The following is a 25,585-nucleotide window of genomic DNA, read 5'->3' as shown; positions in this document are numbered from 1 at the left end:
TAATTAATAATTCAGACTATCCATTCAGAAGCACGTTCACCCAAGTCTAAAGGTATACTAACAGCTTTGCCTAGGCGGGGGCGATCGCGTGTTTGAGTGATAAAAGTCCTCACCTGCGCCGCACCACCCAAAGCATGAAGATAATTCGCTACACTCTCCAAATGTTCTTGATATTCCGTCTCACTCATCGGGAAAGACGCTTGCTCTAAATACTTCCACATCACTTGCAGGAAGATTTTGCCCTGGGTACGGCGAAACTGCACATCGTAAGAATGTCCCCATTTATCCAGCAATAGTTGGTGTAACTCCTGTCCTGTCATATTTTTTCTCAACTAGATTTTACATTTAGTTATGATGTTAAGTTCCGTAACTCAAGTATGATAAGGATATAAAGAAATGTAATGCTAACAAAATAGATGCTAAACATATCTTGCAACAAAGAAGTAAAGCATCACGGTCGGCGTTAGCATTTCGACTCTAGACAGGAGATGATTAAGTTACTCTTGTCAAAACGCTTAACAAAATACACAAAAGAGCGCGTAGATTATGGCTCAATTTTCTGAATCTATGGACGTTCCCGATATGGGGCGACGTCAATTCATGAACCTGCTAACTTTTGGCACTGTCACAGGTGTTGCTCTGGGTGCATTGTATCCCGTTGTCAATTACTTTATTCCACCAGCTAGCGGTGGTGCAGGTGGCGGTACAACAGCAAAAGACGAGCTGGGCAACGATGTTAGCGTCAGCAAATTTCTGGCCAGCCATAATGTAGGCGATCGCACCCTGGTTCAAGGACTCAAGGGAGACCCAACTTACATTGTGGTAGAAAGCAAAGACGCAATTACCGATTACGGTATCAATGCTGTTTGTACCCACTTAGGTTGTGTTGTGCCTTGGAACGCGGCAGAGAACAAGTTTAAATGTCCTTGTCACGGTTCACAATACGACGCAACAGGTAAAGTAGTTCGCGGCCCAGCACCCCGTTCTTTAGCTTTAAGCCACGCCAAAGTAGAAGACGATAAAATCGTTCTCACCTCTTGGACTGAAACCGACTTCCGCACAAACGAAGAACCTTGGTGGGCGTAATCAGTGCTGAGTGCTAAATGTTAACAGTTAACTCTTAACTGTCAACTGTCAACTGAACTAATGACTAATTCAATCATTGTCCTTAAATGAGATGAGAAATGCTTGTACAATAGCGAGGTTAACTCGCTCTGCTAGAGCAATGGTCAAAACATTGCTCATTGCGATCGCTGCCGTGACAATTTTCTTTACCAGCGACCTTGTTTTTCCCCAAACTGCTGCTGCATACCCCTTCTGGGCGCAGCAGACAGCCCCAGAAACCCCCCGCGAAGCGACCGGGAGAATTGTTTGCGCTAACTGCCACCTAGCAGCCAAGCCAACAGAAGTAGAAGTTCCCCAGTCCGTATTACCTGACCAAGTATTTAAAGCCGTCGTTAAAATTCCCTACGACACCAGCGTACAACAAGTTGGTGCTGATGGTTCTAAAGTCGGCTTAAACGTTGGTGCAGTATTGATGCTCCCCGAAGGCTTCAAAATTGCCCCCGCAGACCGTATTCCTGAAGAATTGAAAGAAGAAGTCGGCGACGTTTACTTCCAACCCTACAGCGAAGATCAAGAAAACGTCGTCATTGTTGGGCCATTACCCGGTGAACAATATCAAGAACTCGTCTTCCCAGTTCTTTCTCCTAATCCTGCAAACGATAAAAATATTCACTTCGGTAAATATTCAGTTCATGTAGGCGGTAACAGAGGACGCGGACAAGTTTATCCTACAGGCGAAAAGAGCAACAACAACGTCTACAGTGCTGCTGCTACAGGCACAATTAGCAAGATTGCTAAAGAAGAAGATGAAAGCGGTAGTGTTAAATATTTAGTAGACATTACAACCGAATCCGGTGAAGTTGTTAGCGATACCATTCCCGCAGGCCCAGAACTGATTGTTTCTGAAGGACAAGCAGTAACAGCAGGTGATGCTTTAACCAATAATCCTAACGTTGGTGGCTTTGGTCAAAAAGACGTAGAAATCGTATTGCAAGATGCCAACAGAGTTGGTTGGTTAATTGCTTTCATCGCGCTGGTCATGCTAGCTCAAGTAATGCTAATTCTCAAGAAGAAGCAAGTTGAAAAAGTCCAAGCTGCTGAACTTAATTTCTAAATTCTTTGCTAAATCAATAATTTTTAGACAGGCTAACTACCTGTCTTTTTTATTGATTATATACCTTAGAAATTAGTCTAGAATATCGAAAATAAAACATTAACCAAAAATAGAAATAACTTTAATACTAGATATCCTAAACATAGGCTTTGTTTTTTTCTCGGTCGTCATAAATTCCTCTCCACCAACTGACAACGCAGCCGCAATATGTAGCGCATCCATAGCCGCTAAACCATACTGACAAGCAATGTTATAAGCATCTTGTATTACTTTGTCTATATCGTTAGCCCAGTAAGTGACCGCACTAAAGAATAATTCGTAAAATTCAGCTTCTGCCGTTTTTTTGTTGTAAATTGCTTTAGGTATTACCTCCATTTTGATAAATTCGCTCGAAGCAAATTCGCGGTTTGAATCTGCTAAAATCTCCAAAGCTTTCTCTGAATCTTCTCCCACACCACGCGCCGCAGTTACTAGCACTCCAGAATCAATAAAAGTTATCTTCATGCGTCAGTTTCCTGTAATCCCCCGCGACGACTAGCAATTTCTTTTTCTATTTCATCTCTACTTAATAAAGATTCACCAGAAGCAATAATTTTAGAACGAATTTGGCGTAAACCTTCTCCCAAGGGAGTTTTATTTGCAGATGTTTTCAAGCGAAGAAATTCAACAAAATCTAAAACTTCCTCTTGTTTGTCTGGTGGCAGGGAACGCCAATTGCTTAATAATTCTTGTTCTGCACTCATTTTTACTACCTACCTCTGCTAATTTAGTAAATTCATCACTTATTATTGACCAGCATTAAAAACTCGTTCCGCCGTCATCTCACCTTTGAACGACGTAGCATTCTGAAAATCCCCAAAATTTTCAGAATGCTACTAGTAGACTTTCAAACTTCCCAGTATTTCTTACAAAGGACGGTAAACGCGATAGTTGATATTGGGGAAAATATTATCCATTAATTCCACTTTTTCTAGCCAACCGCTATCGATTTTACCGATTTTCACGTCTTCATAGAGTTTATTAAACCGCATCAAGTGCGATCGCGTGCGTCTAACAGCATAAGGTACCATTGTGCCTGTCCGCATAATAAACGCCCAGTCAGAAGATTGTGCTAATAGTAATTCCCTTGCAGCTTGATTAAGTGCCTTCCAACTTAACTCATCCTCTGGTTCTAGCTGAGAAATTTCAATCATTCGTTCAGCAGCTTTGTGCAAATGGGGATAAATCCAAGCATTAGTATCATTTAACCAATATTCATGGAAACCCTTATAGCCCCAACTCGACTGGGAAGGACGACAAACTTGTTGAGTTGGTTCTGCTCGTAAATAATCTGCTAAATGAGTCATGGTATAAGTTCCTTGGTCATACCATGATTTGCGGAACAGATAATCAATAAACCAAGGGCCTTCGTACCACCAATGTCCAAATAATTCGGCATCGTAGGGAGAAACAATAATCGGCGGACGCTGCATTATTCCGTACAGATGCTCGGCTTGTCGTTCCCGATTATACATAAAATTAGCAGCGTGTTCTGCTGCTTTTTCCCTTGCCCAATAAGGATCATAGAGGGCTTTATCAGATAACCCTAAGCCACGACCAGTAATTTTATGATACTTAATCCCAGTGTTTTTACGCTGACCGTTGGGCATAATATAGGGCTTGATGTACTCATACTCAGCTTCCCAACCCAAATCTTTGTAAAATTCCCGATATTCCGCCGCACCGGGATAACCCACCTCAGAAGACCACACCTGCTGAGAAGATTCATGATCTCGACCAAAAGCCGCAACACCGGTTTCTGTAAAAATGGGCGAATAAGTACCAAAGCGGGGACGAGGACGGGCGTAAAGAATACCATGTCCATCCGTAAGGAAGTAACGCAAACCAGCATCAGCTAGCATCCGTTCCAAACCTTCATAGTAAGCACATTCCGGCAACCAAATACCTTTAGGTGGACGACCAAAGGTTTCTTCGTAGTGTTCACAAGCTACCTGAATTTGCGCCCATACAGCTTGGGGATACATTTTCATCAACGGTAAATAGCCGTGAGTTGCACCACAAGTAATGATTTCTAAATTGTTAGTGTCTTGGAACTGTTTAAAAGCCGTGACTAAATCGCCATTGTAGCGTTCCCACATCTGGCGCGCTTCGTTAAACTCAGTAGCGTAATGTTCAGCTAAATAACGCATATGCCCATTGTGGATATTGCGTTCCGCTTCCAGTTCTATGAGTTCTTCTAATTGAGCTAAATGTGCATCGTAGCGTTCTTGCAGCAAAGGATCACGGAGCATCGACACAAGGGGTGGTGTCATACTCATCGTGATTTTAAAGTCTATACCGTCTCTTTTTAAGCCTTCAAATACTTTTAATAAAGGAATGTAAGTTTCTGTAATAGCTTCATAAAGCCATTCCTCCTCCAACACATAATCACTTTCTGGGTGACGCACGAAGGGGAGGTGTGCATGGAGTACAAGCGCGACGTAGCCAATAGCCATAGTGTTTTGGTGTGATCCTGATAAATTGAAGGTCTAGGGAGTAGCTGGGAATTAACAATATTTTAAGACCTTCTGGGGATCGTATCAGAATAGTAATTTCAGCAAATTAATTATCAAGCAATTTTAGGGCATGGGGCATGGGGCATCGGGCGTATCAATTCAAAATTCAAAATTCAAAATTCAAAATTTAAAATTCAAGAGTTTTGTTTTTCTGCCTCTGCTCCCTTGTCTCCGTTGTCTACCTTGTCTCCCCTGCCCCCTGCCCCCTGCCCCCTGCCCCCTGCCCAAGCCAGAAGGGATTGATGATTTTCTCAAGTGGAAGTCCCTGATTCTTCATCATGATACAAATCTTGTAAACCTTGCACTTGAGTGCGTCGGGAAGTGCGACGATATTTTTTACTTTCTAGTTTGGGTTCGTATTGACTTTGACCTTTGCCTTTGGTTTTGCGTTTTAAATTTGATTCGGGATCGGCTTGTTGGTTAAGTTGTGTTTGCCTGGCGATCGCTTCATCCAAAAATTCTAAATAATGTTCATAGCGTTCCCAATCACCCCGGACTGCACATTCTGGCTCTTCTCGATGTAAACAATCATTAAATTTACAGTTGGCAGTTGCTAGGCGTTCTCTGGCTTCTGGGAAATAATAAATTAATTCTTCGGGACTAGCATCCAAATCAGGTTGATTAAAGCCTGGGGTATCTGCTAATAAACCACCGCTAGGCAATTCAAATAATTCTACGTGGCGTGTGGTGTGACGACCACGGGCTAATTTGCCAGAAACTTCTCCTACGCGCAGGTTAATATCGGGAATTAAAGCATTAATTAAACTAGATTTTCCCACACCCGAGGGGCCAGCTACGACAGTAATTTTCTGGCTGAGATATTTGGTGATTTGCTCCAGATTAATTTGCTGCTGAACGCTGATGAATATAGGTTGATAGCCCCAATTGAACAAGCGATCGCTAATTTCTTGCTGCTCATTTGGAGTGACTAAATCGCTTTTATTGAGACATAAGACCACATCTAGACCAGTAGATTCCGCCTTAATTAAAAAGCGGCTGAGTTGGTAAGGCTCTAGAGGGGGGTCAGCCACTGCAAAAACCAACAGGATTTGGTCTGCATTGGCGATGGGTGGGCGGTCTAATTGAGTTTGACGGGGTAAGACATCCGCGATCGCTCCCCGTCCTCCTGACCAATCTGGCTCTTCTACGACAACGCGATCGCCTACCATCACCTGCTGCCCGATTTTTTTCAAGCGACTACGGCGAGTACATAAGAGGAGGGGGGGCGGAGGCGCAGGAGGCAAAGGGGGATCTAAATCTAATTTTCTCCCTGCACCCCCGCACCCATGCTCCCCTGCTTCTTGCATCTGTACCTTGTAAAAATTTGCTTGCACGGCTAACACCGTACCCAAAAACTGGCCAGTAGTACCAACTCTCATTAGGCAGTTAAGGGACGGCGAATTAACAAAGAAAAATAGCCGATGCAATCTGTAATTTTTTCTACCTGATAACCTGCCATTGTCAAGCTGTCAGGAACTTGTTCAATTGGTTCACCAGGGTCTAACCATACCTCCAGCAAAGCACCAGGAGACATTTGCTCCAGACGTAGTTTAGTCCGCACAAAATTAATCGGGCAAGGAGTGCCACGTAAATCTAATTGAGCATCAGGAGTTGATAAAGAAGATAACTTCATTACTTAAACAGATTTCCCAAGAATCCTTCTAAACCACCTTTACCAGTGCGGTCTCCCTTAATTTTAGCGAGCTTTTCTAACAATTCTCTCTCCTCTGGTGTCACCTTGGTAGGAATATCAATTAACACCGTTAACAGATGATCTCCTCGGCTGACTGGATTACCTAAGCGGGGTACGCCACGATTTTCTAACTTCATGACTGTATTCGGCTGAGTTCCGGCGGGAATAATTAATTCCACTGGCCCATCTACGGTGTTCACTTCTAAACGACAACCGAGAATTGCTTGCAGATAGCTCACTTTAATTTCCGAGAGAACATTAATTCCATCTCGGTGAAATTCTTCATCCTCATTGACGAATAAGTAGACATACAAATCTCCAGGAGGACCACCCCGTTGACCTGCATCACCTTCTTGGGATATGCGTAGACGTGTACCATTGTCCACACCTGCGGGAATGGTAATTTTCAGTTTCTTAGTAATTTGATTTGTACCCTTACCATCACAAGTATCACACTTGTCTTCGATTACCATACCTGTACCATTACAAGTAGGACAAGTTGAGACTTGAGTAAAACTGCCAAAGGGTGTTCTAGTGACACGGCGTACTTGACCAGAACCGCTACAAGTTGAACAAGTGCGGGGACGAGTTCCTGGTTTAGCACCCGAACCGCCACAGGTTTCACAAGTTTCTAGGTGAGAGATGCGGATTTCCTTCTCACCACCAAACACAGCTTCCCGAAAATCTAACTTTAAATCTAGTCGTAAATCATCTCCCCGCGCCGGCCCGCTACGCCGTCTTTGGGTAGGGCCACCCATACCACCGGCAAAGCCACTAAAAATGCTTTCAAAGATATCGGCAAAACCGCCCATATCGCCCATATCTTGGAAACCAACACCAGCACCGGAAACACCCTCTGGCCCAAAGCGATCGTAACGCGCGCGAGTTTCTGGCTCAGATAGGACTTCGTAAGCACGGTTAATTTCCTTAAACCGCTCCTCTGCTCCCGGTTCTTTGTTCACGTCTGGGTGATACTTCCGGGCTAGACGACGGTAAGCTTGTTTGAGTTCTTCTTTGTCAGCGTCACGAGAAACGCCGAGAATTTCATAGTAGTCGCGGGCCATATAGCAAAGGTAAAAGTGAGGACGATTATAGATAACAAAGCAGCAAACACCACTAGGGTGGCTGGCTATCAGCTAGGCAGAAGGTAGACGTTAACTTATTTTAATAATTGATTTTACCTTTTACCCTTTACAAAAATCACCAGCAAGTTGCAAGGCATAGGTGCTTTTTTCGCAACAAACGAAAAAGCTACCAAATTTAGCAAGATCAAAAACACAGCTAAGATTAGTCACTGAAGAATCTGCTGTCTCTTTTACAATTGTGCTACGTACCACGGTAAAAGCCTGCCCATGAACTAGAGGGGCTAGCCGCACCATTAGGTGTGGAAAACCCCCCTTGCGAGATATTTATGGGGAAGCAGGGGAAGCAAGCTAATTCAAAATTCAAAATTCAAAATTAAAGAATTTTTTCTGCCCCATGCCCCATGCCCCATGCCCTATGCCCATTCCTAATCTATAGCTTCATAATCAGCCTGTGCTGTGCTTTCCTCATCAAAATCAAAATTAAATTGGGGAATGAGAGTGCCATTCACGGAATGTTCTACATCTGAGGATAATGAACCATCAGCAATTGCTTCTATGTCTATTTGATCCTCACCATCACTTTGGCCACTGGCTCGTTCGTAGACATTTGCACCGATAGCAAAGAGAGTTTGTTGGAAATCTTCTAGACACTGTTGAAATTCTTTTAGGGAAATGGCAGGATTTGTCATGATACTTTGGAGCAGGGCGACTTTTTCGTTGGCTAAAGCTTTCATCTGCTCACCAATCAATTGGCCATTCTCTTTGAGAGTTGATTCATAGCTAGATAAGAGATTATCTGCTTGATTTTTGAGGTCAACTAGTTCTTTGCGTCTTCTATCTTCTTCAGCAAACATTTCTGCTTCTTGACGCATCCGTTCTACTTCATTGCTATTTAAGCCACCTGTGTTAGTAATCCGAATACTTTGTTCTCTACCTGTGCCTTTATCTTGAGCAGAAACTTTGAGAATACCATTAACATCAATTTCAAAGGATACTTCGATTTGCGGTACACCACGGGGAGCGGGAGGAATCCCTGCTAACAGAAACTTGCCGAGACTCTTGTTATCTCGTGCCATTGCCCGTTCACCTTGGAGGACGTGAATTTCTACTGAAGTTTGTCCATCAACAGCCGTAGAAAAAATTTGTGACTTACTAGTAGGGACTGTGGTGTTGCGTTCGATGATTTTGGTGAATACTTCTCCCAAAGTTTCAATTCCCAAGGATAGGGGTGTGACATCTAAGAGTAAAAGATTATCTACTTCCCCACCTAAAACACCAGCTTGAATTGCTGCACCTAAACCCACAGCTTCATCGGGGTTGATAGAACGATCTGGTGTTTTGCCGTTGAAAAACTTCATGAGTGCGTTTTGGACGGCAGGAATGCGGGTAGAACCACCTACTAAAATAATTCTGTTAATATCTTGTGCTTTCAGGTCTGCATCTTTGAGGGCTTGGATCATTGGTTCGATGGTAGCTTCAATTAAATGCCCGACCAATTCTTCAAATTTAGAGCGACTCAGTTCCATTTCTAGGTGCTTTGGCCCAGTTTCATCAGCCGTGATAAAGGGCAGATTAATGGAAGTATTGACCATACTAGAGAGTTCAATTTTGGCTTTCTCTGCCGCTTCTCGCAGGCGTTGCAGTGCCATTTTATCTTGGGCAAGGTCGATGTTTTCTTGTTGCTGGAAGCGTTCAATCATCCAATTGACAACACAGCCGTCAAAGTCATCGCCCCCTAATTGGTTATTACCACCAGTGGCTTTAACTTCAAAAACCCCATCTCCTAGTTGCAAGATCGATACATCGAATGTGCCGCCGCCCAAGTCAAAGACCAAAATTAGCTGCTCTTGGTCTTGCTTGTCTAAGCCAAATGCTAAAGCTGCCGCCGTAGGTTCATTAATAATTCGCAGTACTTCTAGCCCGGCAATTGTGCCAGCATCTTTAGTGGCTTGTCGTTGGGCATCAGTAAAATATGCTGGTACGGTAATTACTGCTTGCGTTACAGCTTCACCCAAGAAATTTTCTGCATCTTGTTTAAGCTTTTGCAAGATCATGGCAGATATTTCTTGAGGGGTGTAGTTGCGCTCCCGAATTTGCACATCAACGGTATCGTCTCTACCTTTTATACATTGATAAGGTACGCGATCGCGCTCTGTTTCTGTATCATCCCAACGACGACCGATAAATCTTTTAATACTAAAAACTGTATTTTCAGCATTAGTTACAGCTTGACGTTTGGCTAGTTGACCAACCAAGCGATCGCCACTTTTGCCAAACCCTACAATACTTGGTGTAGTGCGTCCGCCTTCAGAGTTAGTGATCACAATTGGTTGACCACCTTCTAAAACCGCAACACAACTGTTTGTAGTGCCTAAGTCGATCCCAATAACTTTTCCCATATTAAAGTATTTTTACTGACTGCTGTTGCCGGAATGTTACACGGACTCCTTTGCAACCAGAGACACAAAAAAGGAAAAAGGAGAAAAGTAAAAGATTTTTGCTTTTACCTTTGACCTTTGACCTTGTCATTTCTGAGTCTCCAGTTACCAGTCGCCAATACCCAATCTTTAACGATGCTCGCCTCTACTATGACCTAGGCACTATGTGTTCTGCGAGACGAGCTATGGACAGGTTAAACCAATTCGCAATTCGTAATTCGTAATTAGCAATTACGTGTTGCAACAGGGATTTAGACCCCGCCACAAGACTTGCGGCTTGATAAAAGCCGGGGATTTAAACCCCTGCATTTTCTTAACTGTCGGCTGGACTCGACTGACTTTCTTGTGCAGGTGGTGCATCTTCTTTAGGAGCAGCCACCTTAACCATAGAATGGCGTAGCACGCGATCGCCCAAGTAATATCCGCGTACTAACTCTTCTAACACTGTTCCTTCAGGATGTTCATCCGTAGGTTCGCGCATTACTGCTTCGTGAAGGTTAGGATCAAATTCTTGTCCTTCAGGCCGCATGGGCGAGACACCCAATCGCTTCAGGGAATCAACGAGTTGTTTATAAACTCCCTGATAACTTTTGTGAATTGTCATCTCACCTTCAGTTTGTGGCTTGAGGTGCGCTCTTGCCCGTTCAAAATTATCAACTACAGGCAGCAATTCCATAATTGTGTTGCGCTTTGCCTGTATGTCTAGTTCTTCTTTTTCTTTTTGTGTGCGTTTGCGGTAATTCTCAAAATCTGCGGCAATCCGCATATATTGGGTACTGCGTTCTTCTAATTGAGCTTTGAGTAACTCAATTTGTTGAGTCAGTTCTGCCAAAGCTGCTGTTTGGACTTCAGTAGTCTCTGGTGCAGCGACGTTATTTTCTTGTGTGAGTACAGTGTCTCCCTCTACGTTATTTGGGGCTGCCACTTGCTCAGTAACCTCGCTGCCAGATTCGTGAGAATTGGTTGGGGCTTGGGAGTCGCTCATCATTGCTTGATTTACCTCTGTTGATTCACCCAATGGCTGGCTTGTATTGTTTATTTGTTTATTGTCATCCATCATTATCTAAGTCTACTCATCCCAGGTGTGATTTACGGCAGTATTTTGCCACAACAAACAAACACTGTAATTAATGGCTGCATACCCAGGCTGATTTGTAACCGCAATTCCTCTGGAAATGGTTTCACCGCCATCTTATTTTGACAAATGGTGAACAGACCTTCTAGGTGCGAGAAACCGAATTAGTCAGAGGAATGTCAATAGCTATTCTCCTCTGCTCCCCACACTCCCCACACTCCCCACACTTCCCACACTCCCCCTGCCCCCTGCCCCCTGCCCCTGCCCCCTGCCCCCTGCCCCTGCCCCCTGCCCCCTGCCCCTGCCCCCTGCCCCATGCCCTAAAACAGTTTAAAGTTTTAATGAGTCTGCATGAAAATTCTGCTGCTGAGGTTGGGAATACTCTAAACAGAGGTTTTCCCCACTCATTGTTCACTTATGACTCAATCATCTCCGCAACGGCGCAGTACCGCTCTCACTACAAGAACAGAGTTTTCGCCTTTTGGTAACAAGCTGGTGCAAGCTGGCTATGTGAATACTGACCAAATGAGGCAAGCACTGATTGAATGTCGCAAGTCTGGTAGACCCTTGACGGAAGTGCTAGAGTCAATTACCGGACGACAACTATCACCTGAGTTTGTCAGACAATATAAGAAACAGCAATTATTTGAACTCAAAATACTATACGGTGTTGAATTTCTTGATCCAGAAGTCAACAACATCGGTAATACGATGGTGGGGGAACTCATAGAAACCCTCATCCCGGTTGATATCTGTCGCCGCCATCGTTTAGTGCCACTATTAAAAAATGATCAACAAAATCCACCTTGTATTTTAGTGGCGATGGTCGATCCCGACAATTTAGAAGCGTCGGATGACCTGAATCGGATCTTGCGCCCGCAAGGTTTGGCATTAAAGCGGATGGTGATTACCCAGGATGACTACCAACAGCTAATCAACCAATATCTGGATGACTTGGCTGTGCGGCAAAAGCATATAGAACAAGAAAAGTTTACAGATATTAATCAAGATTTAGAAAATCTGACCAATCTCGACCTTGAAGATGCTCCTGAAGAGATGGAAGCAGATTTAGGGGCGGCGATGAAGGGTGCAGAGGATGCACCAGTGATTAACTTGGTGAATAGAATCCTGGCGAAAGCTCTGCATGAGAAGGTTTCTGATATCCATATTGAACCGCAAGAAGAAAATTTGCGGATTCGTTTCCGTAAGGATGGGGTGTTACGGGAGGCTTTTGACCCCCTACCGAAAAAAATCATCCCTGCGGTGACAGCCCGATTTAAAATTATCTCTAACTTAGATATTGCTGAGAGACGCTTACCTCAAGACGGACGGATTAGACGGATGTTTGAGGGACGGAAAGTTGACTTTCGGGTGAATACTTTGCCCAGTCGCTACGGTGAGAAGGTGTGTCTGCGGATTTTGGATAACTCTTCTACCCAACTGGGATTGAATAAGTTAATTACCGACCCAGAAACCTTGCAGATTGTTCAAGATATGGTCAGCAAGCCTTTTGGGTTGATTTTGGTCACAGGGCCTACTGGTTCTGGTAAAACAACTTCACTGTATTCAGCTTTGGCAGAAAAGAACTCTCCCGGTATTAATATCAGTACGGTAGAAGACCCAATTGAGTACAGTTTGCCAGGGATTACCCAAGTACAGGTAATTCGGGAGAAAGGATTAGATTTTGCTACAGCATTACGGGCATTTTTGCGACAAGACCCGGATGTGTTACTAGTGGGGGAAACACGGGATAAAGAAACCGCCAAAACTGCGATTGAAGCTGCTTTAACTGGTCACTTAGTATTAACTACTTTACACACAAACGATGCTCCTGGGGCGATCGCGCGTTTGGGAGAAATGGGCATTGAGCCTTTCATGGTGTCGAGTTCTTTAATTGGGGTATTGGCACAACGTTTAGTACGGCGTGTTTGTTCTGATTGTCGCATTCCCTATACTCCCACACCGGAAGAATTAGCACGTTATGGGATGTCTGCTTCCCAAGAAGTCAACGTTACCTTCTATAAAGCTAATACTTTATCACTAGAAGCGATCGCAGAAGCTAAAGCTAAAAATAATCTCTGTCCCAGCTGTAACGGTGTCGGCTACAAAGGACGCTGTGGTGTCTATGAAGTCATGCGAGTAACTGAGCAGCTACAAACGTTAATCAACGAAGAAGCACCCACAGAACGCATTAAGGAAGTAGCCGTTGAAGAAGGGATGAAAACCTTGCTGGCTTATAGCTTAGACCTAGTGCGTCAAGGTTCTACCACTTTAGAAGAAGTAGAACGGGTAACATTCACAGACACAGGTTTAGAAGCTGAATTAAAAGCCAAGCGTAAGAGTGGACTTACCTGTCGGACTTGCAATGCTGTCCTACAACCAGAATGGCTAGATTGTCCATACTGTATGACATCCCGGTTTGAAGATTAGGTAGGGAAGAGCGGAAACAGAGAAAAATTTTTCCCTATACCCCTACACCCCTATACCCCTATACCCTTGTTTTGAATTGGAGTGCAGCAATCCTATGGAAATGATGATTGAAGACTTGATGGAGCAGATGATTGAAATGGGTGGTTCAGATTTGCACTTATCCGCCGGTTTACCGCCTTATTTTCGGATCAGTGGCAAGCTCACACCGATTGGTGATCATGTATTGACTTCAGAGCAGTGCCAAAGACTGATTTTTAGTATGCTCAATAATACCCAGCGTAAAACCCTAGAACAAACCTGGGAGTTGGACTGTTCTTATGGTGTTAAAGGTTTAGCTCGTTTTCGGGTGAATGTTTATAAAGAGCGTGGTGCTTATGCTGCTTGTTTAAGGGCTTTGAGTTCTAAAATTCCTAATTTTGAAAAATTAGGTCTGCCGGATGTTGTCAGAGAAATGTGTGATAAACCCAGAGGATTGATTCTGGTGACAGGCCCTACCGGTTCTGGTAAGACAACGACTCTAGCAGCAATGATTGATTTGATTAACCGCACTAAAGCAGAGCATATTCTGACAGTAGAAGACCCGATTGAATTTGTTTACGAACCAATTAAAAGTCTAGTTCACCAACGACAATTGGGAGAAGATACAAAGAGTTTTGCTAATGCGTTAAAAGCAGCTTTACGGGAAGATCCAGATATTATTCTCGTGGGTGAAATGCGGGATTTAGAAACAATTTCTTTGGCGATTTCCGCAGCAGAAACAGGTCACTTGGTCTTTGGTACACTACACACTAGTTCAGCATCTCAGACTGTTGACCGGATTATCGACGTTTTCCCCCACGAAAAACAAACCCAAGTCAGGGTGCAATTATCTAACTCTTTAGTAGCAGTATTTAGTCAAACCTTAGTGCCGAAGAAAAACCCCAAACCAGGTGAATATGGTCGGATTATGGCACAAGAAATTATGATTGTTACTCCTGCTATTTCTAACTTAATTCGTGAGGGTAAAACATCACAAGTTTATTCAGCTATTCAGACTGGCGGTAAATTAGGAATGCAAACTTTAGAGAAAGTCTTAGGAGATTATTACAAAGCCGGAATTATCTCTTTTGAAGCCGCAATGTCCAAGACTTCTAAACCAGATGAAATTCAACGTCTAATTGGTGCGTCTGCACCACCACCAGGAACGGGTAAACCAGGTGCAGTCAAAGCTCATTAATCTGAGTAATTAACAGTCAATAGTCAATTTTAATAAGTATTGATTATTGACTTGATTTTGAATTTTAAATTTTGATTATTGAATGGATATATGCCAACATTTGTTGCCCGTGTTCGGGATTCTCAGGGAAACACTAGAAGCGAGAAAGTTGTTGCTGAATCCTTGGCAGACGCTCGTACTAATTTGAGAGATAAAGGTTTTGTAGTTCAAGATTTGAAGCAGTCAGCCGCAAGTTTTGACTTCCAAAAATTCCAAAATTCTCTTGTGAAGGTGACTGTTAAAGAAAAAGCTGTTTTTTCTCGACAACTTGCCACTTTGGTGAATGCTGGTGTAGCAATTGTGCGAGGACTAGGTGTATTAGGTGATCAGTGTACGAATGCTAAAATGAAGCAGGCTTTAATTGATATTAGTAATGATGTGCAAAGCGGTGTGAATTTGTCAGATGCTATGCGTAAGCATCCTGATTGTTTTGATGGGTTATACGTCAGTATGATTCAGGCGGGAGAGGTTGGTGGTGTTCTCGATGAAGTGCTAAATCGGCTAGCAAAATTGTTAGAAGATATGGCAAGATTACAGAACCAAATTAAATCAGCTTTAGCTTATCCCGTCGTGGTGGGAATTTTGGCTACTGGTATTTTTGTGGGGATGACGGTTTTTCTTATTCCTATTTTTGCCAAAATTTTCGTAGAATTGGGAACAGAATTACCTCCACTGACAGCATTTTTAATGACTTGCAGCCAAATTTTGAGAAGTTTTTGGTCATTAGTAATTGTTGCAGGATTTGTAGGCTTCAAATTTGCTTATTCACAGTATTACAAAACCCGTGTGGGGAAAGAAACTATTGATCGGCTTTCTTTAAAAATGCCTTTGTTTGGTGACTTAATTCAAAAGTCTTCAGTGGCTCGTTTTAGCCGTACTTTTGGTTCTTTAACTCGTTCTGGTGTACCTATTCTCACCTCTCTAGAAATTGTCCGTGACACATCAGGAAATCAGGTTGTTGCTAATGCTATTGATGAGGCACGAGCAGAAATTCAACAAGGGGGCATGATTAGTATTGCGCTACAAAAAGAGAAAGTTTTTCCAGCAATGGCAATTCAAATGATTAGTATAGGTGAAGAAACGGGGGAATTAGATGGGATGTTGATGAAAATTGCTGATTTCTATGAAGATGAAGTTGAGCAAGCAGTAAAAGCATTAACTAGCGTTTTAGAACCAATTATGATTTTGGTGTTAGGGGGTATGGTGGGGACAATTTTGCTGGCAATGTATTTACCTTTATTTAAGGTATTTGAAAAATTGGGCTAGATGAAATGTGAATCTTGAATTTTAAATTTTGAATTGATTATGCCTGTGCAGAAATCTAACTATGAAGCTAGCTTGGCAGAGTATAGCAATCATCAAGGAGCGATCGCATTACTCAAGCAATACCGTCCCTACTTAGAAATGCTCCCCAGTCTGCGCCGCCCACATGAGAGTTTAATTACTATCCCTCTGCCAATTGTTCGGCTACGTAATATCACCACTCCAACCACACAGGCGATTCGTCTACCCTGTGATGTAGCAATTGTGATGTGTGATCCTGAGTGGAAGGTGAAAACTGGCGCAGAAATTTTACTTTTTATCCATCGTCCTGATGAAGATTTTTCTGATTTGTTAGGGCGTTGGCGAGAGTCTCAAGTGTTTTTAGATCAAGATTATGAATGGTTAATGCCCCATCGCCACAGCCACATTTTTAGCGAGGGGGCTAATAGTATATATCCTCTATTTATCCTTTTTAGCGAAACCTCGGAACGTATTCAAAGGGGTCTAATAGGTGCGGAATTACCATTCGTAATTCAAATACCAAGTTTGCTCTTTCCAGATGAAAGCAATGATGAACAGAGGTTAGAAGCTAGGGAATAATGAATTGAAAAACCTCGTTATTTAGGGTGCTTTACTTAACATATAAGTAGAAAAAATAAACTATTTTAACTAATACAAAAAGACTAGGATTGAGTTAGAGTAACTAATTGCGGAAGTTAATTAGGAAATATATCTGCAAAACCATGTAAAGTCATCAAATTTCTTGAGTAATTTCACTGATGACATTCGCTCTTTGTCAAACAAAAATATACTTAATTTGTGCGAAATCGATATCCAAATTACTTCACAATATCAAATGATTATAGGCTGAATTAGATAACATTTGATCGGGTTATTTGGAAATGGCAATTAGTCAAAAAATATGATTAATTTCATATCTACAATTCTCTAATTAAGGGATGTAGATATGAATATTAATCATCAATGTTTAGTAGAACATCACAATGTTAAGATAGGAGATAAAATGTCTTATCCAGGTTATCCATTGCAAAACTACTGCGAAGGTCAAGCAGTATATATGGTACAGCAAACATTGCAAGCATTAGGTTATTCTGTTAGTGCTGATGGTGCATTTGGCCCTATGACTGAAAATGCTGTCAGAAATTTTCAAGTATCAAATGGTCTTGTAGCTGATGGGATTGTCGGCCCCAATACTTGGAGTACTTTAATGGGACAAGGCTGCTAAATCATCTTCTCTACTATTTATAAAGTAAATCTTAAGTAGGGGAGGTAAAATGCGGTGTGGATTTTCCTCCCGCTTTTTGTTTCCCCTACATGAATCAATTCAAAATTCAAAATTCAAAATTAGACTTCTTGCATAAATACTTTGGTGTTGCTAACAATACTTTTAAAAGCTCACGCATACTGCTTCGCAGAACCCGTATGGTAGGCGCATTCGGCGAAGCCGTTCTCGAAGAGTAGACGCAAAGAAGAACGCAGAAAGATCACTCTTGAATTTATGTATTCGTAGTGTTCAATTATTCGTGCGAGAGGTTTAGTAGGTATTGGTTAAATACTATCTAGATTCTCAAAAAGGAAAGTATATAAACCAACAGAAAATCATTCGTATCATTGTCAATTAGTCAAGGAATAAATAAATAATGGTTCAGGCAAACGGACAACCTTCAACATCTTCAACTGCATCACCAAAATCGCAATTAGACATAGCACTTGATGTTTATGAAGAGGCTATAATTGCATTAGAAGAAGAACGTTTACAACCAAGCTTTAACCAAAAAGTAGCTGTGTTGGCAGCGCGTGATGGGGTAGAGAAAAAAAAGCAAATGGATCAAAACCCCAATGGTACAACTTATGCAAGATTATTAAGTTTAGATGAGCGAGTCAAAGCACAAGCCAAAGTCCTCAGTGAAGATGACGAACTAGCACAGTGGAAAGATAGTTTAAATGCTCCCCCGAATATGTGGTGGTGGCATTTGAAATACCCGTTAGCAATGTCACCCACCCAGGTAGCAAAACGTTATCAACAAGCTATCTTGGCATTGTCATCAGCACTTCCCCATCCCACTCAAGAACAAGTTTTAGAAGTATTGTTGGCCAGGGATGCGATCGAAATTGCTCGTGATAATCAGCCTTTACCGGAACATATCGCTAAAATTGTCATCAACTTGGATGAACATCTGCGATCGCTCGCGGATGTGATCAATAAAGATGGTAAGTTGGAATATTGGAAAAAGAGTTTAAGTAAAACTACACCTAATACTTGGTGGTGGGAACTCAGCGATACTGAACCTTTACCAGCGCAAGCTATCCAGCGTTATGAAGCAGCTTTGCAGGTGATGGAATCTCCACCAAAGGCGACTTCAGAAGAATTATTAGAGGTGTTGTTAGCGCGTGATGCCGTAGAGAAAGCTTGGAATAAGCAACAACAACCACCGCGTCATCTGACTGCCAAAATTATTGAATTAGACAAGCGGTTAAAAGCACAATCTCAATCTTTCGCTAACAATGATATCGTTGATGAATGGAAAAACAACCTCAAACCACCGGAAATGAATTGGTGGTGGTCTTTTACTCGTTCTGTTCCTTTACCGAATGAAGCGATCGCTCGTTACGAAAAGACAATTAATATAGTTGAAAATCACACCCCTCCTTCCTCAGATCAACTTTTAGAAGCTCTGTTAGCTCGTGATGGCGTAGAGGAAGCACTAGAACAAGCTTATCGCAATAAACCCGTTCCAGAGCAACTAGCAAGACAACTGATTGGCTTAGACAACAAATTAAAGCAATATCGACTGGATTTAAACAAAGACAACCAAATTAGACAGTGGAAAGATAGCTTAAAACGTCAAAATCGCTGGTGGTGGGAACTCAAACCCGCAATTGTTGGTTCGGAAGAAGAACCAGGTACACGTCGAGACTGGTTATTTAATACTTTGGCTGTCGTTTGTCTAGGTATTGGTGCAGCGTTTACAGCTTATAGTAGTCAAGTATTTTTCCAGAAAGTTGAAGGACAAGAAGTACAACAAGCCGACTTATCACAAAATATGGCGGCGGTATTACAAGTTATTGGTTTAGGTGCAGGTGGTGCAGCCGCTTTAACTAGTGGTGGTAGAAAAACCCTGGAAAAACTATTTACTAACTTGCAGTTACCTCCCACCAAACAAGCACCCACAGCTTTAGCGATAGCAGCTGGGATGACGGCTATTACTGGTTCTGTGGCTGCATCATTACCAGTATGGGGAAAAATTTATATTGCTCAAGGACAAGGACATTTACAAAATACTCAATGGCTCAAAGCTCAAGATAGTTTTCTTCAAGCCAAGAAATTTATCAGTAGTGATGAAGACAAAGCACAAGTAGAAATTGGTTTAGGAGTGTCTTCTGAACATCTAGGAGACTTAGTCAAAGCTAAAGAATATTTCAAAAAAGCAGCAACCCTTGACAACATCGAAGGCATGACTCTCTATGCTCGTCTGAGTATGGTTGATTTCTTCCTGAAAAATCCACCTGAATCCAGAAATCAACCTTTACTCACTGATGAAAACCTCAGACAAGCTCATTTGTTTAACCAGCGTGCCTGGCTAAAAATCACCAAATTGTTAGCTAAAAATCAACAAACTCCCGAACAAGTCAACAAGAGTTTATTGAATTTGACACAATTAGCTCGCACAAATGGAGCAATTATTGCCACTGTTAAAGATTTATTGGTATCTCCAAAAGACAATAGAGCCGTACAGGATGAAGAATATCGTCAGCGATATTGGACTGAAGCTGTAGCTGGTCTTTTTAAATCAAATTTAGATGAATTAAACTACCTGAAAATCGCCGAAAATGATCCTCTGCGTGTGAGAGCTTTATGTTTTGCATTCATCACAACTGAACAAATGCGATATACAGAAAATATCACCAATGTGCCAGAAGCTCTCACAAGTCTTGTTCCTGGCAGTATGATAGAATCTCCTGATGCTCCCAATTGCTACGATGATAAAGCTTTAAGTGTCTATGATTTTTCGCTGATTGAAGCTTTAGCGAAAATATATAAGATGCCTAAATTTAGAGTTGGTTCGACAGGTAATAATCAGCAAACAAATACTAACTCTCAAATACCAACTGATAATCAAATTCCGCCAGCAATGAACTCTCAACCGGAATATTGAAACAGTCATCAGTTATCAGTTTTCAGGCTTATACAGGAGATTCGATGTTTATAAAGTAAAAGAGTAATGAGTAAATTTCTTACTCATTACTCATTACTCATTACTCATTACTGATGGTGTACCCTATGACTGCTGCCAGCAACGGATAAACAGTGTGCCACCGACTACTAACTTGATAACTTCTAGACAGAAATAACTACCGTGAAGCAGATTCATCTGTGCAGGAATTGTAGATACTGTGTTAAATAAATTCAGATGAACACCAAGGGCAGACATTTGCGGAGTTAATAGATAGGTGTTTAAAAGGGCGATCGCCAACAGTATAACTGCGAAAAGTAGACACTTAGTATTCCACTGATCATAAGTTTTTCTCCAGGCTAGTACACCAGTCAAAACTCCCGCCGCAAATAACAATTCCAGGCGATTAAACACCCAGAAAATTACATAGCCGACGGTAGTAAAACCATCTTGGTTCATCATGCCAGAAAAATATAAACTAGGCATAATTACCCAATCTAATGTGAGGCTAGCAGTCAGCCAAAACCCCAGAACAAACAAGACAGCCGTTTGCCAACTTGACCGTCTCAATTCCATTTTAGAAATAGTATTCATAAGCATAATTCCCTGTGTTGTATCTTTAGTTTCTAACTTTGGCAGTACTTTAGACAACACCTATAAATCAACTTTAACAAAAAATTTCATCTTTAAGTAATAATAGTTATTCCTGCAATGTATTAATAATAAATATTAACTTTTCTAGAGAATTTGCCGTGAATATCGCCAGTATAATTAGGATCTAGTTGGTTATATCAATTAAGTCATGCGCCTTGCAGTTGTATTAAGTACAGCGATCGCCACTACAGCTTTAATATCTGGTCACAGTCAAGCAATTCAGTTGCAAGATGGGACTGTCTATTTTGCTCAACCGCCTCGTTTAGTGGCAGCGACAACTACATATAATCAAGTCTACGTCTGGGGGGCAACCTACTATTTCACCGTCAGTTTGCCAGAAAATGCCGGCGAACCGTTACAAAAGGTTACGATTCATCAGCGTGAAGGCGTAGATCATATTCGTTTTGACTTGAAAAACACTATTGCCTTTACAGGTACACGCTCACGCAGAGGTGAGAGAATTGGATTGCAAGAGGTAACTAGCGATCGCAAAACTCGAACAGTATCTTTAACATTTGATCCGCCAGTATCCCCCGGTAAAACTATTACCATCGGATTAAAACCTTGGCAAAATCCCACATCTGCCGGTGTTTATTTATTTGGAGTTACAGCCTTTCCCCAAGGCGAAAAAACTCACAGTCAATTTCTTGGTTTTGGTAGATTACATTTTTATAACCATAGAAGTAACTATTTTCCTTTCTTTTATGGTATGTAATCAAAATTCCCTCCAAATTGATCACAACCAGCCAGTAGGGTGTGTTAGTAACGCACCGCAAGTTTTGGGAAGTGCTTCATCAAAATTTTAATCAAATAAAGCCTCTAGAATGTTGCATATTAATTTTTGATATGAGACTATGAGTGCTTGTACGCAAAATTTAGTTAACCTTGTCTTAACTTTAGAGCCTTGCAAATCAATAACTTCAGTTATCCGGTTCTAGTGAACTAAGCATTACAGCCCAACAAACACACGTTTTTCTTCCTTTAACAAGCTTTGATAGACATGGTTAACATTCAGATTGATGGAGCAAATTTATACCCATCATTCAATCATTTGTTGTACCAAATTTATCCTATATCAATAATTTTCCAACAGAGAAGCAAGGCTATGTAACTACATCGAAACTGAGACTATCATGCACAAATTAATTACTAAAAAAGCTAGATACACCCATCAAATAAAAATTTCTGTGTTAGTCGCCTTAGCAACAATTATTCCCTTATCTTCAGTTTTCATAGTTGTTTATTTGACAAGCAATTTAAACTTAGCTCATTTGACAATGGATCAATCGGCTGTAGCTAAAATACCACCCTATATAGGTCTATTTTCTAGTATTGGTATATTATTTTGGTGTCTATGTGCAGCAATTTGTTTATTTACCTATGGGCTTCTCAAAAAAGCTCATCAAGCTCAAGAATATGCCAATTTTTTGTTATATTCCGGCTTACTCACGACTTTATTATTAGTCGATGATTTGTTTTTACTGCATGAATTTGTATTTCCCAAATATCTATATATTAGTGAGCGTATAGTATATGCAGCATATATGATAGTGTTCTCCTTATTTTTTATCAGGTTTAGAAAAATTTTTCAGAAAACAGAATTTGTGATTCTCTTAGCTGCAATCCTATCTTTAGGACTATCTATAATTGCTGACGCGATATGGGAAGGACTCCCTACTGTTGTAGAAGACACATTTAAGTTAGTGGGAATTACAACTTGGGTAACTTATTTTGTCAGGTTATGTTTGCATCAAATTAGTAGTATTATCAATACTGCACCATTGCCAGAGCAAATATGATGCTAAATATACAGCAGATTCGATATTTATAAGTTACAGCAACTGATTCAAATAAGTAACAAGTCATGAGTAAATTTCTTACTCGTTACTTATTATTCATGGTCTACGTCACTTACTTCAAAAGTGCTGTAACTAATACCAATTCTCTATGAAGTTGCGCCAAATAAACGATGTAGAGACGTTGCATGCAACGTCTCTACAGTACAGAATAAAGTGCATCTATGGCTACGCCAGGCAAGCTACATCAAGAAACGGTATAAGTAACCATCATCAACTGCATACACCAGAACACATGAAAAAGTCTTTCCCTTACACCCCTATACCCTTACACCCTTACACCCTTTTTTCAAACTAGATGCACAATATTTACTTCTCCTGGAAAGTCCAAACGCCGTCATCCCATTGGGAAGTGGTTGGGGGTGATTGTAACCAATGTTGACAACGTAAAAGATGTAACATTGCCGCTTTATCATGTTTATCTGCGGCTAAAACATTGGCAAATTCCGCTCTAGCGAGAGTGAATTTCTGCTGAAGATAATATTCACGACCTTTATGATAATGTTCTATGACCTGTAACTTCTCATCATTAATAGGATCAGAGCGTAAACCTACCAATTCATATATAGCTACAGGCTCGGTTCTGCCTTTGACACGAATGTAGTCTAGTTCTCGCGCCCAAATCTGATTTTGGCAAGGTTTAAAAGTATTATCACTGAGAATAATATCGCAACCGTACTGCTTACTGACGCTTTCTAGGCGAGAACCTAAGTTAACACCATCACCGATCGCAGTAAATTCCATCCGTTTACTAGAGCCAATATTACCACTAATGACGGTATCAGAATTAATCCCAATCCCAATATTAATTTTGGGTTTATTAGCGGCGTAGCGACGTTGATTAAATTCATATAAACGATGGCGCATCTCCAGTGATGTTTGTACCGCCATCCAAGCGTGTTCTTCTAGGGGGAGAGGCGAACCAAACACAGCCATTATGGCATCCCCGATATATTTATCGAGAGTGCCTTTGTGTTTAAAAACAGCCTCCACCATTGATTCAAAATATTCATTGAGCATACTGACCACTTCTTCTGCTTCCAGATTTTCTGTCAAAGTGGTGTAGCCACGAATATCGGAAAATAAAATTGAGACTTCCTTGCGATCGCCTCCCAGTTTAGCATCATCTAACTTCAAAAGTTCTTCTGCTAATTCTTGAGTCATGTAGCGATACATGGTACTCTTGAGCCGCTTTTCATCACTGATATCTTCCATAACTACCAGTGCGCCACAAACTTGCTGTGGGTCGCTAGCATCGGCAATCGTATTAATTGATAAATTAATACTATGTTGTTCTGCTTCTTTCTCTATACTTAATAAGGTGCGGTCAGGGTAATATTGCTGACGACCTTTGAGGTCTTGACCGTGTAAAGCATCTTGACACCATTTACTAAAATCACCTTCTTTAATGGCGATCGCTTCACTAACTAATTTACCTTCTAAACGCTCTTCATCTGCTAATCCCAACAACCGTTTAGCACTGTCATTAGCTGCAATAATTGCTCCGGCTTTATCTGTAGAAATTACACCATTAGAAAGACTCCGCAGAATATCCCGTTGCATTTGTTCTTGCTGCTTGACTCTGGCAAACAACTGAGCATTTTGCAATGCTACCCCGGCTTGAATATTAAAAGCCTCCATAAATTCTTCGTCGTTGCTGTCAAAACTAGCTTGAAAGCATTCCGGTGCTTGCGGCCAATCATTGGGATTATAGGGGGGAAAATCCCCTGATTTCTTTTTATTGACTAATTGAGTTACGCCAATTAACTGCTGATCGGCGTTAAATACTGGCATACAGAGTAAACTACAAGTACGATAGCCATTTTGTTGGTCAATGTGTTTGGCTGTGGCTGAGTCGGGATGGTCATATAAATCAAAAGGGATATTGAGTTTTTGACCAGAGGCTGCAACCATACCAGCAAAACCCTTACCTATGGGGACTCGCAACTCTTTAGTTGAACCATCATCTTGAGTAATTTTAGTCCATAGTTCATGGCGATCGCTATCTATGAGCCATAGGGTACTGCGATCGGCGTTCATCAGTTCCTTAGCTTCATCCATTACCCGTTTGAGGGTATCTTCCAAGTCCAGACTGCTTTGACTCAAAGACTTAACCGCCTTCATCATCGCAGCTGCGGCTCTTTGTTTTTGGGTGGCGATGTAAAAAGAGCGTGATGACTCTAATATCAGACGAATAGAGGGGGCAAATTCCTGAAATAATTGTTGATCATTTCTAGTAAAGCCGATAGTATCGATGCGTTCTGCTAATGGTGCATGAGGATTGTAGTTAGATTTTAATTTATTGAGTAACTGCACCACTGCTACCAATTGTCCTTGTTCATTCAGCAGAGGTAAGGACAGCATTGTGTAGGTGCGATAGCCCGTGATTTTTTCTTTTTCTTGAGCAAATATAGAGCGTGGATCGTTATAAAAATCAAAGGGAATATTAATTACTTGCTTAAAAGTTGCCACCTCCCCAGCGATTCCCTTATCGGCGGGGATACGAATTTCCAAAGAGCGATCGCCTTCTCCTTCGGCAACTATTGACCACAGTTCTTGTTTTTCTTCATCTAATAAAAATATAGTTGTCCGGTCTGCTCCCAACAATTCCCCTGTTTTGAAGGTAATTGAATGTAACATTTCTTGCAGAATTGTCTCAAACCCTTGAGAATCGAGCATAGACAGGGTTTGATGTACAATATGTAACTTCTGCTCAACTTCTGTGACAACTTGTTTAAAAGTATCTTGAGTCAGGGGAGCGAGAAATGTTGAAATAGTGCCTTTCCGCCGAGCTAAAGACCCAACTGGAGAAGTGTTGACTGGTAAATTTTGATTTTCTTGATTACGAACACCAATAATCAAATCAGCCGTCTCCCCAAAACTACGCTGTTGAGCTGACATAGGTA

The 25,585-nt window shown here is 41.5% G+C and carries 24 protein-coding genes; 11 read left to right on the top strand and 13 right to left on the bottom strand.

All coding sequences use genetic code 11. The annotated features are described in order from the left end of the window. Nucleotides 1–11: 11 nt before the first annotated feature. Nucleotides 12–320 carry a DUF3067 family protein gene (locus ACPZ3T_RS14460; protein ID WP_490277043.1) on the bottom strand — a complete coding sequence of 103 codons (309 nt, stop codon included), beginning with the start codon at nucleotides 318–320 and terminating at the stop codon, nucleotides 12–14. A 226-nt stretch (nucleotides 321–546) separates the two neighbouring features. On the opposite strand from ACPZ3T_RS14460, the gene petC reads away from it, so the two are divergent. Together petC and petA are read left to right on the top strand one after the other, a co-directional pair. Then, complete coding sequence (gene petC / locus ACPZ3T_RS14455) at nucleotides 547–1,086, top strand: cytochrome b6-f complex iron-sulfur subunit (protein ID WP_490277042.1); 540 nt, start codon at nucleotides 547–549, stop codon at nucleotides 1,084–1,086. A 91-nt stretch (nucleotides 1,087–1,177) separates the two neighbouring features. Further along, nucleotides 1,178–2,179 (top strand): cytochrome f, encoded by a 1,002-nt coding sequence (petA, locus tag ACPZ3T_RS14450; RefSeq protein ID WP_490277041.1) that lies wholly within the window; start codon nucleotides 1,178–1,180, stop codon nucleotides 2,177–2,179. A gap of 99 nt (nucleotides 2,180–2,278) precedes the next feature. Here the strand turns inward: petA and ACPZ3T_RS14445 are convergent, their stop codons facing one another. The 7 genes from ACPZ3T_RS14445 to dnaJ form a co-directional block, all read right to left on the bottom strand. Beyond that, a complete protein-coding gene (locus ACPZ3T_RS14445; protein ID WP_490277040.1) occupies nucleotides 2,279–2,683 on the bottom strand; it encodes a type II toxin-antitoxin system VapC family toxin in 405 nt (134 codons plus the stop codon). Next, on the bottom strand, nucleotides 2,680–2,922 hold the full coding sequence (locus tag ACPZ3T_RS14440; RefSeq protein ID WP_490277039.1) for a DUF2281 domain-containing protein: 243 nt from the start codon (nucleotides 2,920–2,922) through the stop codon (nucleotides 2,680–2,682). The genes ACPZ3T_RS14445 and ACPZ3T_RS14440 overlap by 4 nt, the downstream gene beginning before the upstream one ends. A 162-nt stretch (nucleotides 2,923–3,084) precedes the next feature. Then, nucleotides 3,085–4,674: a glycoside hydrolase family 57 protein gene (locus tag ACPZ3T_RS14435; protein WP_490277038.1), complete on the bottom strand. Its 1,590-nt coding sequence runs from the start codon at nucleotides 4,672–4,674 to the stop codon at nucleotides 3,085–3,087. 180 nt (nucleotides 4,675–4,854) lie between these two features. Continuing rightward, nucleotides 4,855–4,989, bottom strand: coding sequence for a hypothetical protein (locus tag ACPZ3T_RS14430; RefSeq protein ID WP_490277037.1), 135 nt, complete (start codon nucleotides 4,987–4,989; stop codon nucleotides 4,855–4,857). Then, a complete protein-coding gene (rsgA, locus tag ACPZ3T_RS14425; protein WP_490277036.1) occupies nucleotides 4,986–6,113 on the bottom strand; it encodes a small ribosomal subunit biogenesis GTPase RsgA in 1,128 nt (375 codons plus the stop codon). Before rsgA ends, ACPZ3T_RS14430 begins: the two co-directional genes overlap by 4 nt. After that, nucleotides 6,113–6,367, bottom strand: a complete 255-nt coding sequence (locus tag ACPZ3T_RS14420; protein ID WP_490277035.1) for a sulfurtransferase TusA family protein — start codon at nucleotides 6,365–6,367, stop codon at nucleotides 6,113–6,115. Before ACPZ3T_RS14420 ends, rsgA begins: the two co-directional genes overlap by 1 nt. Beyond that, entirely contained in the window at nucleotides 6,367–7,491 is a 1,125-nt protein-coding gene (gene dnaJ / locus ACPZ3T_RS14415; protein WP_490277034.1) for a molecular chaperone DnaJ, read from the bottom strand. The genes ACPZ3T_RS14420 and dnaJ overlap by 1 nt, the downstream gene beginning before the upstream one ends. Before the next feature lie 318 nt (nucleotides 7,492–7,809). Here dnaJ and ACPZ3T_RS14410 point away from each other — a divergent pair, with 318 nt between their 5' ends. Further along, nucleotides 7,810–7,941 (top strand): hypothetical protein, encoded by a 132-nt coding sequence (locus ACPZ3T_RS14410; protein WP_490277033.1) that lies wholly within the window; start codon nucleotides 7,810–7,812, stop codon nucleotides 7,939–7,941. Here the strand turns inward: ACPZ3T_RS14410 and dnaK are convergent. From dnaK to ACPZ3T_RS14395, 3 genes are all read right to left on the bottom strand, one after another. Further along, on the bottom strand, nucleotides 7,938–9,911 hold the full coding sequence (gene dnaK, locus ACPZ3T_RS14405; protein WP_490277032.1) for a molecular chaperone DnaK: 1,974 nt from the start codon (nucleotides 9,909–9,911) through the stop codon (nucleotides 7,938–7,940). The genes ACPZ3T_RS14410 and dnaK overlap by 4 nt on opposite strands. A gap of 352 nt (nucleotides 9,912–10,263) precedes the next feature. Next, nucleotides 10,264–11,010, bottom strand: a complete 747-nt coding sequence (grpE, locus tag ACPZ3T_RS14400; protein ID WP_490277031.1) for a nucleotide exchange factor GrpE — start codon at nucleotides 11,008–11,010, stop codon at nucleotides 10,264–10,266. A 194-nt stretch (nucleotides 11,011–11,204) separates the two neighbouring features. Further along, nucleotides 11,205–11,342 (bottom strand): hypothetical protein, encoded by a 138-nt coding sequence (locus ACPZ3T_RS14395; RefSeq protein WP_490277030.1) that lies wholly within the window; start codon nucleotides 11,340–11,342, stop codon nucleotides 11,205–11,207. A gap of 100 nt (nucleotides 11,343–11,442) precedes the next feature. Between ACPZ3T_RS14395 and ACPZ3T_RS14390 the strand changes: the two genes are divergently transcribed. The 6 genes from ACPZ3T_RS14390 to ACPZ3T_RS14365 all read left to right on the top strand — a co-directional run bounded on the left by ACPZ3T_RS14390 (nucleotide 11,443) and on the right by ACPZ3T_RS14365 (nucleotide 20,151). Continuing rightward, the gene (locus ACPZ3T_RS14390) at nucleotides 11,443–13,455 is read left to right on the top strand and encodes a GspE/PulE family protein (RefSeq protein WP_490277029.1); all 2,013 of its coding nucleotides are present in this window, start codon (nucleotides 11,443–11,445) and stop codon (nucleotides 13,453–13,455) included. Nucleotides 13,456–13,549: 94 nt separating this feature from the next. Continuing rightward, the gene (locus ACPZ3T_RS14385; RefSeq protein ID WP_490277028.1) at nucleotides 13,550–14,671 is read left to right on the top strand and encodes a type IV pilus twitching motility protein PilT; all 1,122 of its coding nucleotides are present in this window, start codon (nucleotides 13,550–13,552) and stop codon (nucleotides 14,669–14,671) included. 90 nt (nucleotides 14,672–14,761) lie between these two features. Beyond that, nucleotides 14,762–15,976: a type II secretion system F family protein gene (locus tag ACPZ3T_RS14380; protein WP_490277027.1), complete on the top strand. Its 1,215-nt coding sequence runs from the start codon at nucleotides 14,762–14,764 to the stop codon at nucleotides 15,974–15,976. Between the two features lie 39 nt (nucleotides 15,977–16,015). Then, nucleotides 16,016–16,573 carry a hypothetical protein gene (locus ACPZ3T_RS14375; RefSeq protein WP_490277026.1) on the top strand — a complete coding sequence of 186 codons (558 nt, stop codon included), beginning with the start codon at nucleotides 16,016–16,018 and terminating at the stop codon, nucleotides 16,571–16,573. 367 nt (nucleotides 16,574–16,940) lie between these two features. After that, entirely contained in the window at nucleotides 16,941–17,219 is a 279-nt protein-coding gene (locus ACPZ3T_RS14370; RefSeq protein WP_490277025.1) for a peptidoglycan-binding domain-containing protein, read from the top strand. Nucleotides 17,220–17,634: 415 nt separating this feature from the next. Beyond that, nucleotides 17,635–20,151, top strand: a complete 2,517-nt coding sequence (locus ACPZ3T_RS14365; protein WP_490277024.1) for a hypothetical protein — start codon at nucleotides 17,635–17,637, stop codon at nucleotides 20,149–20,151. A 123-nt stretch (nucleotides 20,152–20,274) separates the two neighbouring features. On the opposite strand, the gene ACPZ3T_RS14360 is transcribed toward ACPZ3T_RS14365, so the two are convergent. Then, the gene (locus ACPZ3T_RS14360) at nucleotides 20,275–20,763 is read right to left on the bottom strand and encodes a DUF4149 domain-containing protein (RefSeq protein WP_490277023.1); all 489 of its coding nucleotides are present in this window, start codon (nucleotides 20,761–20,763) and stop codon (nucleotides 20,275–20,277) included. Between the two features lie 208 nt (nucleotides 20,764–20,971). Here ACPZ3T_RS14360 and ACPZ3T_RS14355 point away from each other — a divergent pair, with 208 nt between their 5' ends. Both ACPZ3T_RS14355 and ACPZ3T_RS14350 read left to right on the top strand, forming a co-directional pair. Further along, nucleotides 20,972–21,538, top strand: a complete 567-nt coding sequence (locus tag ACPZ3T_RS14355; protein WP_490277022.1) for a DUF2808 domain-containing protein — start codon at nucleotides 20,972–20,974, stop codon at nucleotides 21,536–21,538. A gap of 418 nt (nucleotides 21,539–21,956) precedes the next feature. Then, on the top strand, nucleotides 21,957–22,622 hold the full coding sequence (locus ACPZ3T_RS14350) for a DUF8692 domain-containing protein (protein WP_490277021.1): 666 nt from the start codon (nucleotides 21,957–21,959) through the stop codon (nucleotides 22,620–22,622). Between the two features lie 366 nt (nucleotides 22,623–22,988). Here the strand turns inward: ACPZ3T_RS14350 and ACPZ3T_RS14345 are convergent, their stop codons facing one another. Next, complete coding sequence (locus tag ACPZ3T_RS14345) at nucleotides 22,989–25,580, bottom strand: GAF domain-containing protein (RefSeq protein ID WP_490277020.1); 2,592 nt, start codon at nucleotides 25,578–25,580, stop codon at nucleotides 22,989–22,991. Between the last annotated feature and the right edge of the window lie 5 nt (nucleotides 25,581–25,585).

It is taken from the genome of Aliinostoc maniaoense, from assembly GCF_058172895.1.
Note: the sequence above shows the minus strand (reverse complement) of the source record. Positions and strands in the feature narration are given on the sequence as shown.

Excerpts from the sequence above, each read along its gene's own strand:
- ACPZ3T_RS14460 (WP_490277043.1), bottom strand. The coding sequence starts at position 320 with ATGACAGGACAGGAGTTACACCAACTATTGCTGGATAAATGGGGACAT.
- petC (WP_490277042.1), top strand. The coding sequence starts at position 547 with ATGGCTCAATTTTCTGAATCTATGGACGTTCCCGATATGGGGCGACGT.
- petA (WP_490277041.1), top strand. The coding sequence starts at position 1,178 with ATGAGAAATGCTTGTACAATAGCGAGGTTAACTCGCTCTGCTAGAGCA.
- ACPZ3T_RS14445 (WP_490277040.1), bottom strand. The coding sequence starts at position 2,683 with ATGAAGATAACTTTTATTGATTCTGGAGTGCTAGTAACTGCGGCGCGT.
- ACPZ3T_RS14440 (WP_490277039.1), bottom strand. The coding sequence starts at position 2,922 with ATGAGTGCAGAACAAGAATTATTAAGCAATTGGCGTTCCCTGCCACCA.
- ACPZ3T_RS14435 (WP_490277038.1), bottom strand. The coding sequence starts at position 4,674 with ATGGCTATTGGCTACGTCGCGCTTGTACTCCATGCACACCTCCCCTTC.
- rsgA (WP_490277036.1), bottom strand. The coding sequence starts at position 6,113 with ATGAGAGTTGGTACTACTGGCCAGTTTTTGGGTACGGTGTTAGCCGTG.
- ACPZ3T_RS14420 (WP_490277035.1), bottom strand. The coding sequence starts at position 6,367 with ATGAAGTTATCTTCTTTATCAACTCCTGATGCTCAATTAGATTTACGT.
- dnaJ (WP_490277034.1), bottom strand. The coding sequence starts at position 7,491 with ATGGCCCGCGACTACTATGAAATTCTCGGCGTTTCTCGTGACGCTGAC.
- dnaK (WP_490277032.1), bottom strand. The coding sequence starts at position 9,911 with ATGGGAAAAGTTATTGGGATCGACTTAGGCACTACAAACAGTTGTGTT.
- grpE (WP_490277031.1), bottom strand. The coding sequence starts at position 11,010 with ATGATGGATGACAATAAACAAATAAACAATACAAGCCAGCCATTGGGT.
- ACPZ3T_RS14395 (WP_490277030.1), bottom strand. The coding sequence starts at position 11,342 with ATGGGGCAGGGGGCAGGGGCAGGGGGCAGGGGGCAGGGGCAGGGGGCA.
- ACPZ3T_RS14390 (WP_490277029.1), top strand. The coding sequence starts at position 11,443 with ATGACTCAATCATCTCCGCAACGGCGCAGTACCGCTCTCACTACAAGA.
- ACPZ3T_RS14385 (WP_490277028.1), top strand. The coding sequence starts at position 13,550 with ATGGAAATGATGATTGAAGACTTGATGGAGCAGATGATTGAAATGGGT.
- ACPZ3T_RS14380 (WP_490277027.1), top strand. The coding sequence starts at position 14,762 with ATGCCAACATTTGTTGCCCGTGTTCGGGATTCTCAGGGAAACACTAGA.
- ACPZ3T_RS14375 (WP_490277026.1), top strand. The coding sequence starts at position 16,016 with ATGCCTGTGCAGAAATCTAACTATGAAGCTAGCTTGGCAGAGTATAGC.
- ACPZ3T_RS14370 (WP_490277025.1), top strand. The coding sequence starts at position 16,941 with ATGAATATTAATCATCAATGTTTAGTAGAACATCACAATGTTAAGATA.
- ACPZ3T_RS14365 (WP_490277024.1), top strand. The coding sequence starts at position 17,635 with ATGGTTCAGGCAAACGGACAACCTTCAACATCTTCAACTGCATCACCA.
- ACPZ3T_RS14360 (WP_490277023.1), bottom strand. The coding sequence starts at position 20,763 with ATGAATACTATTTCTAAAATGGAATTGAGACGGTCAAGTTGGCAAACG.
- ACPZ3T_RS14355 (WP_490277022.1), top strand. The coding sequence starts at position 20,972 with ATGCGCCTTGCAGTTGTATTAAGTACAGCGATCGCCACTACAGCTTTA.
- ACPZ3T_RS14350 (WP_490277021.1), top strand. The coding sequence starts at position 21,957 with ATGCACAAATTAATTACTAAAAAAGCTAGATACACCCATCAAATAAAA.
- ACPZ3T_RS14345 (WP_490277020.1), bottom strand. The coding sequence starts at position 25,580 with ATGTCAGCTCAACAGCGTAGTTTTGGGGAGACGGCTGATTTGATTATT.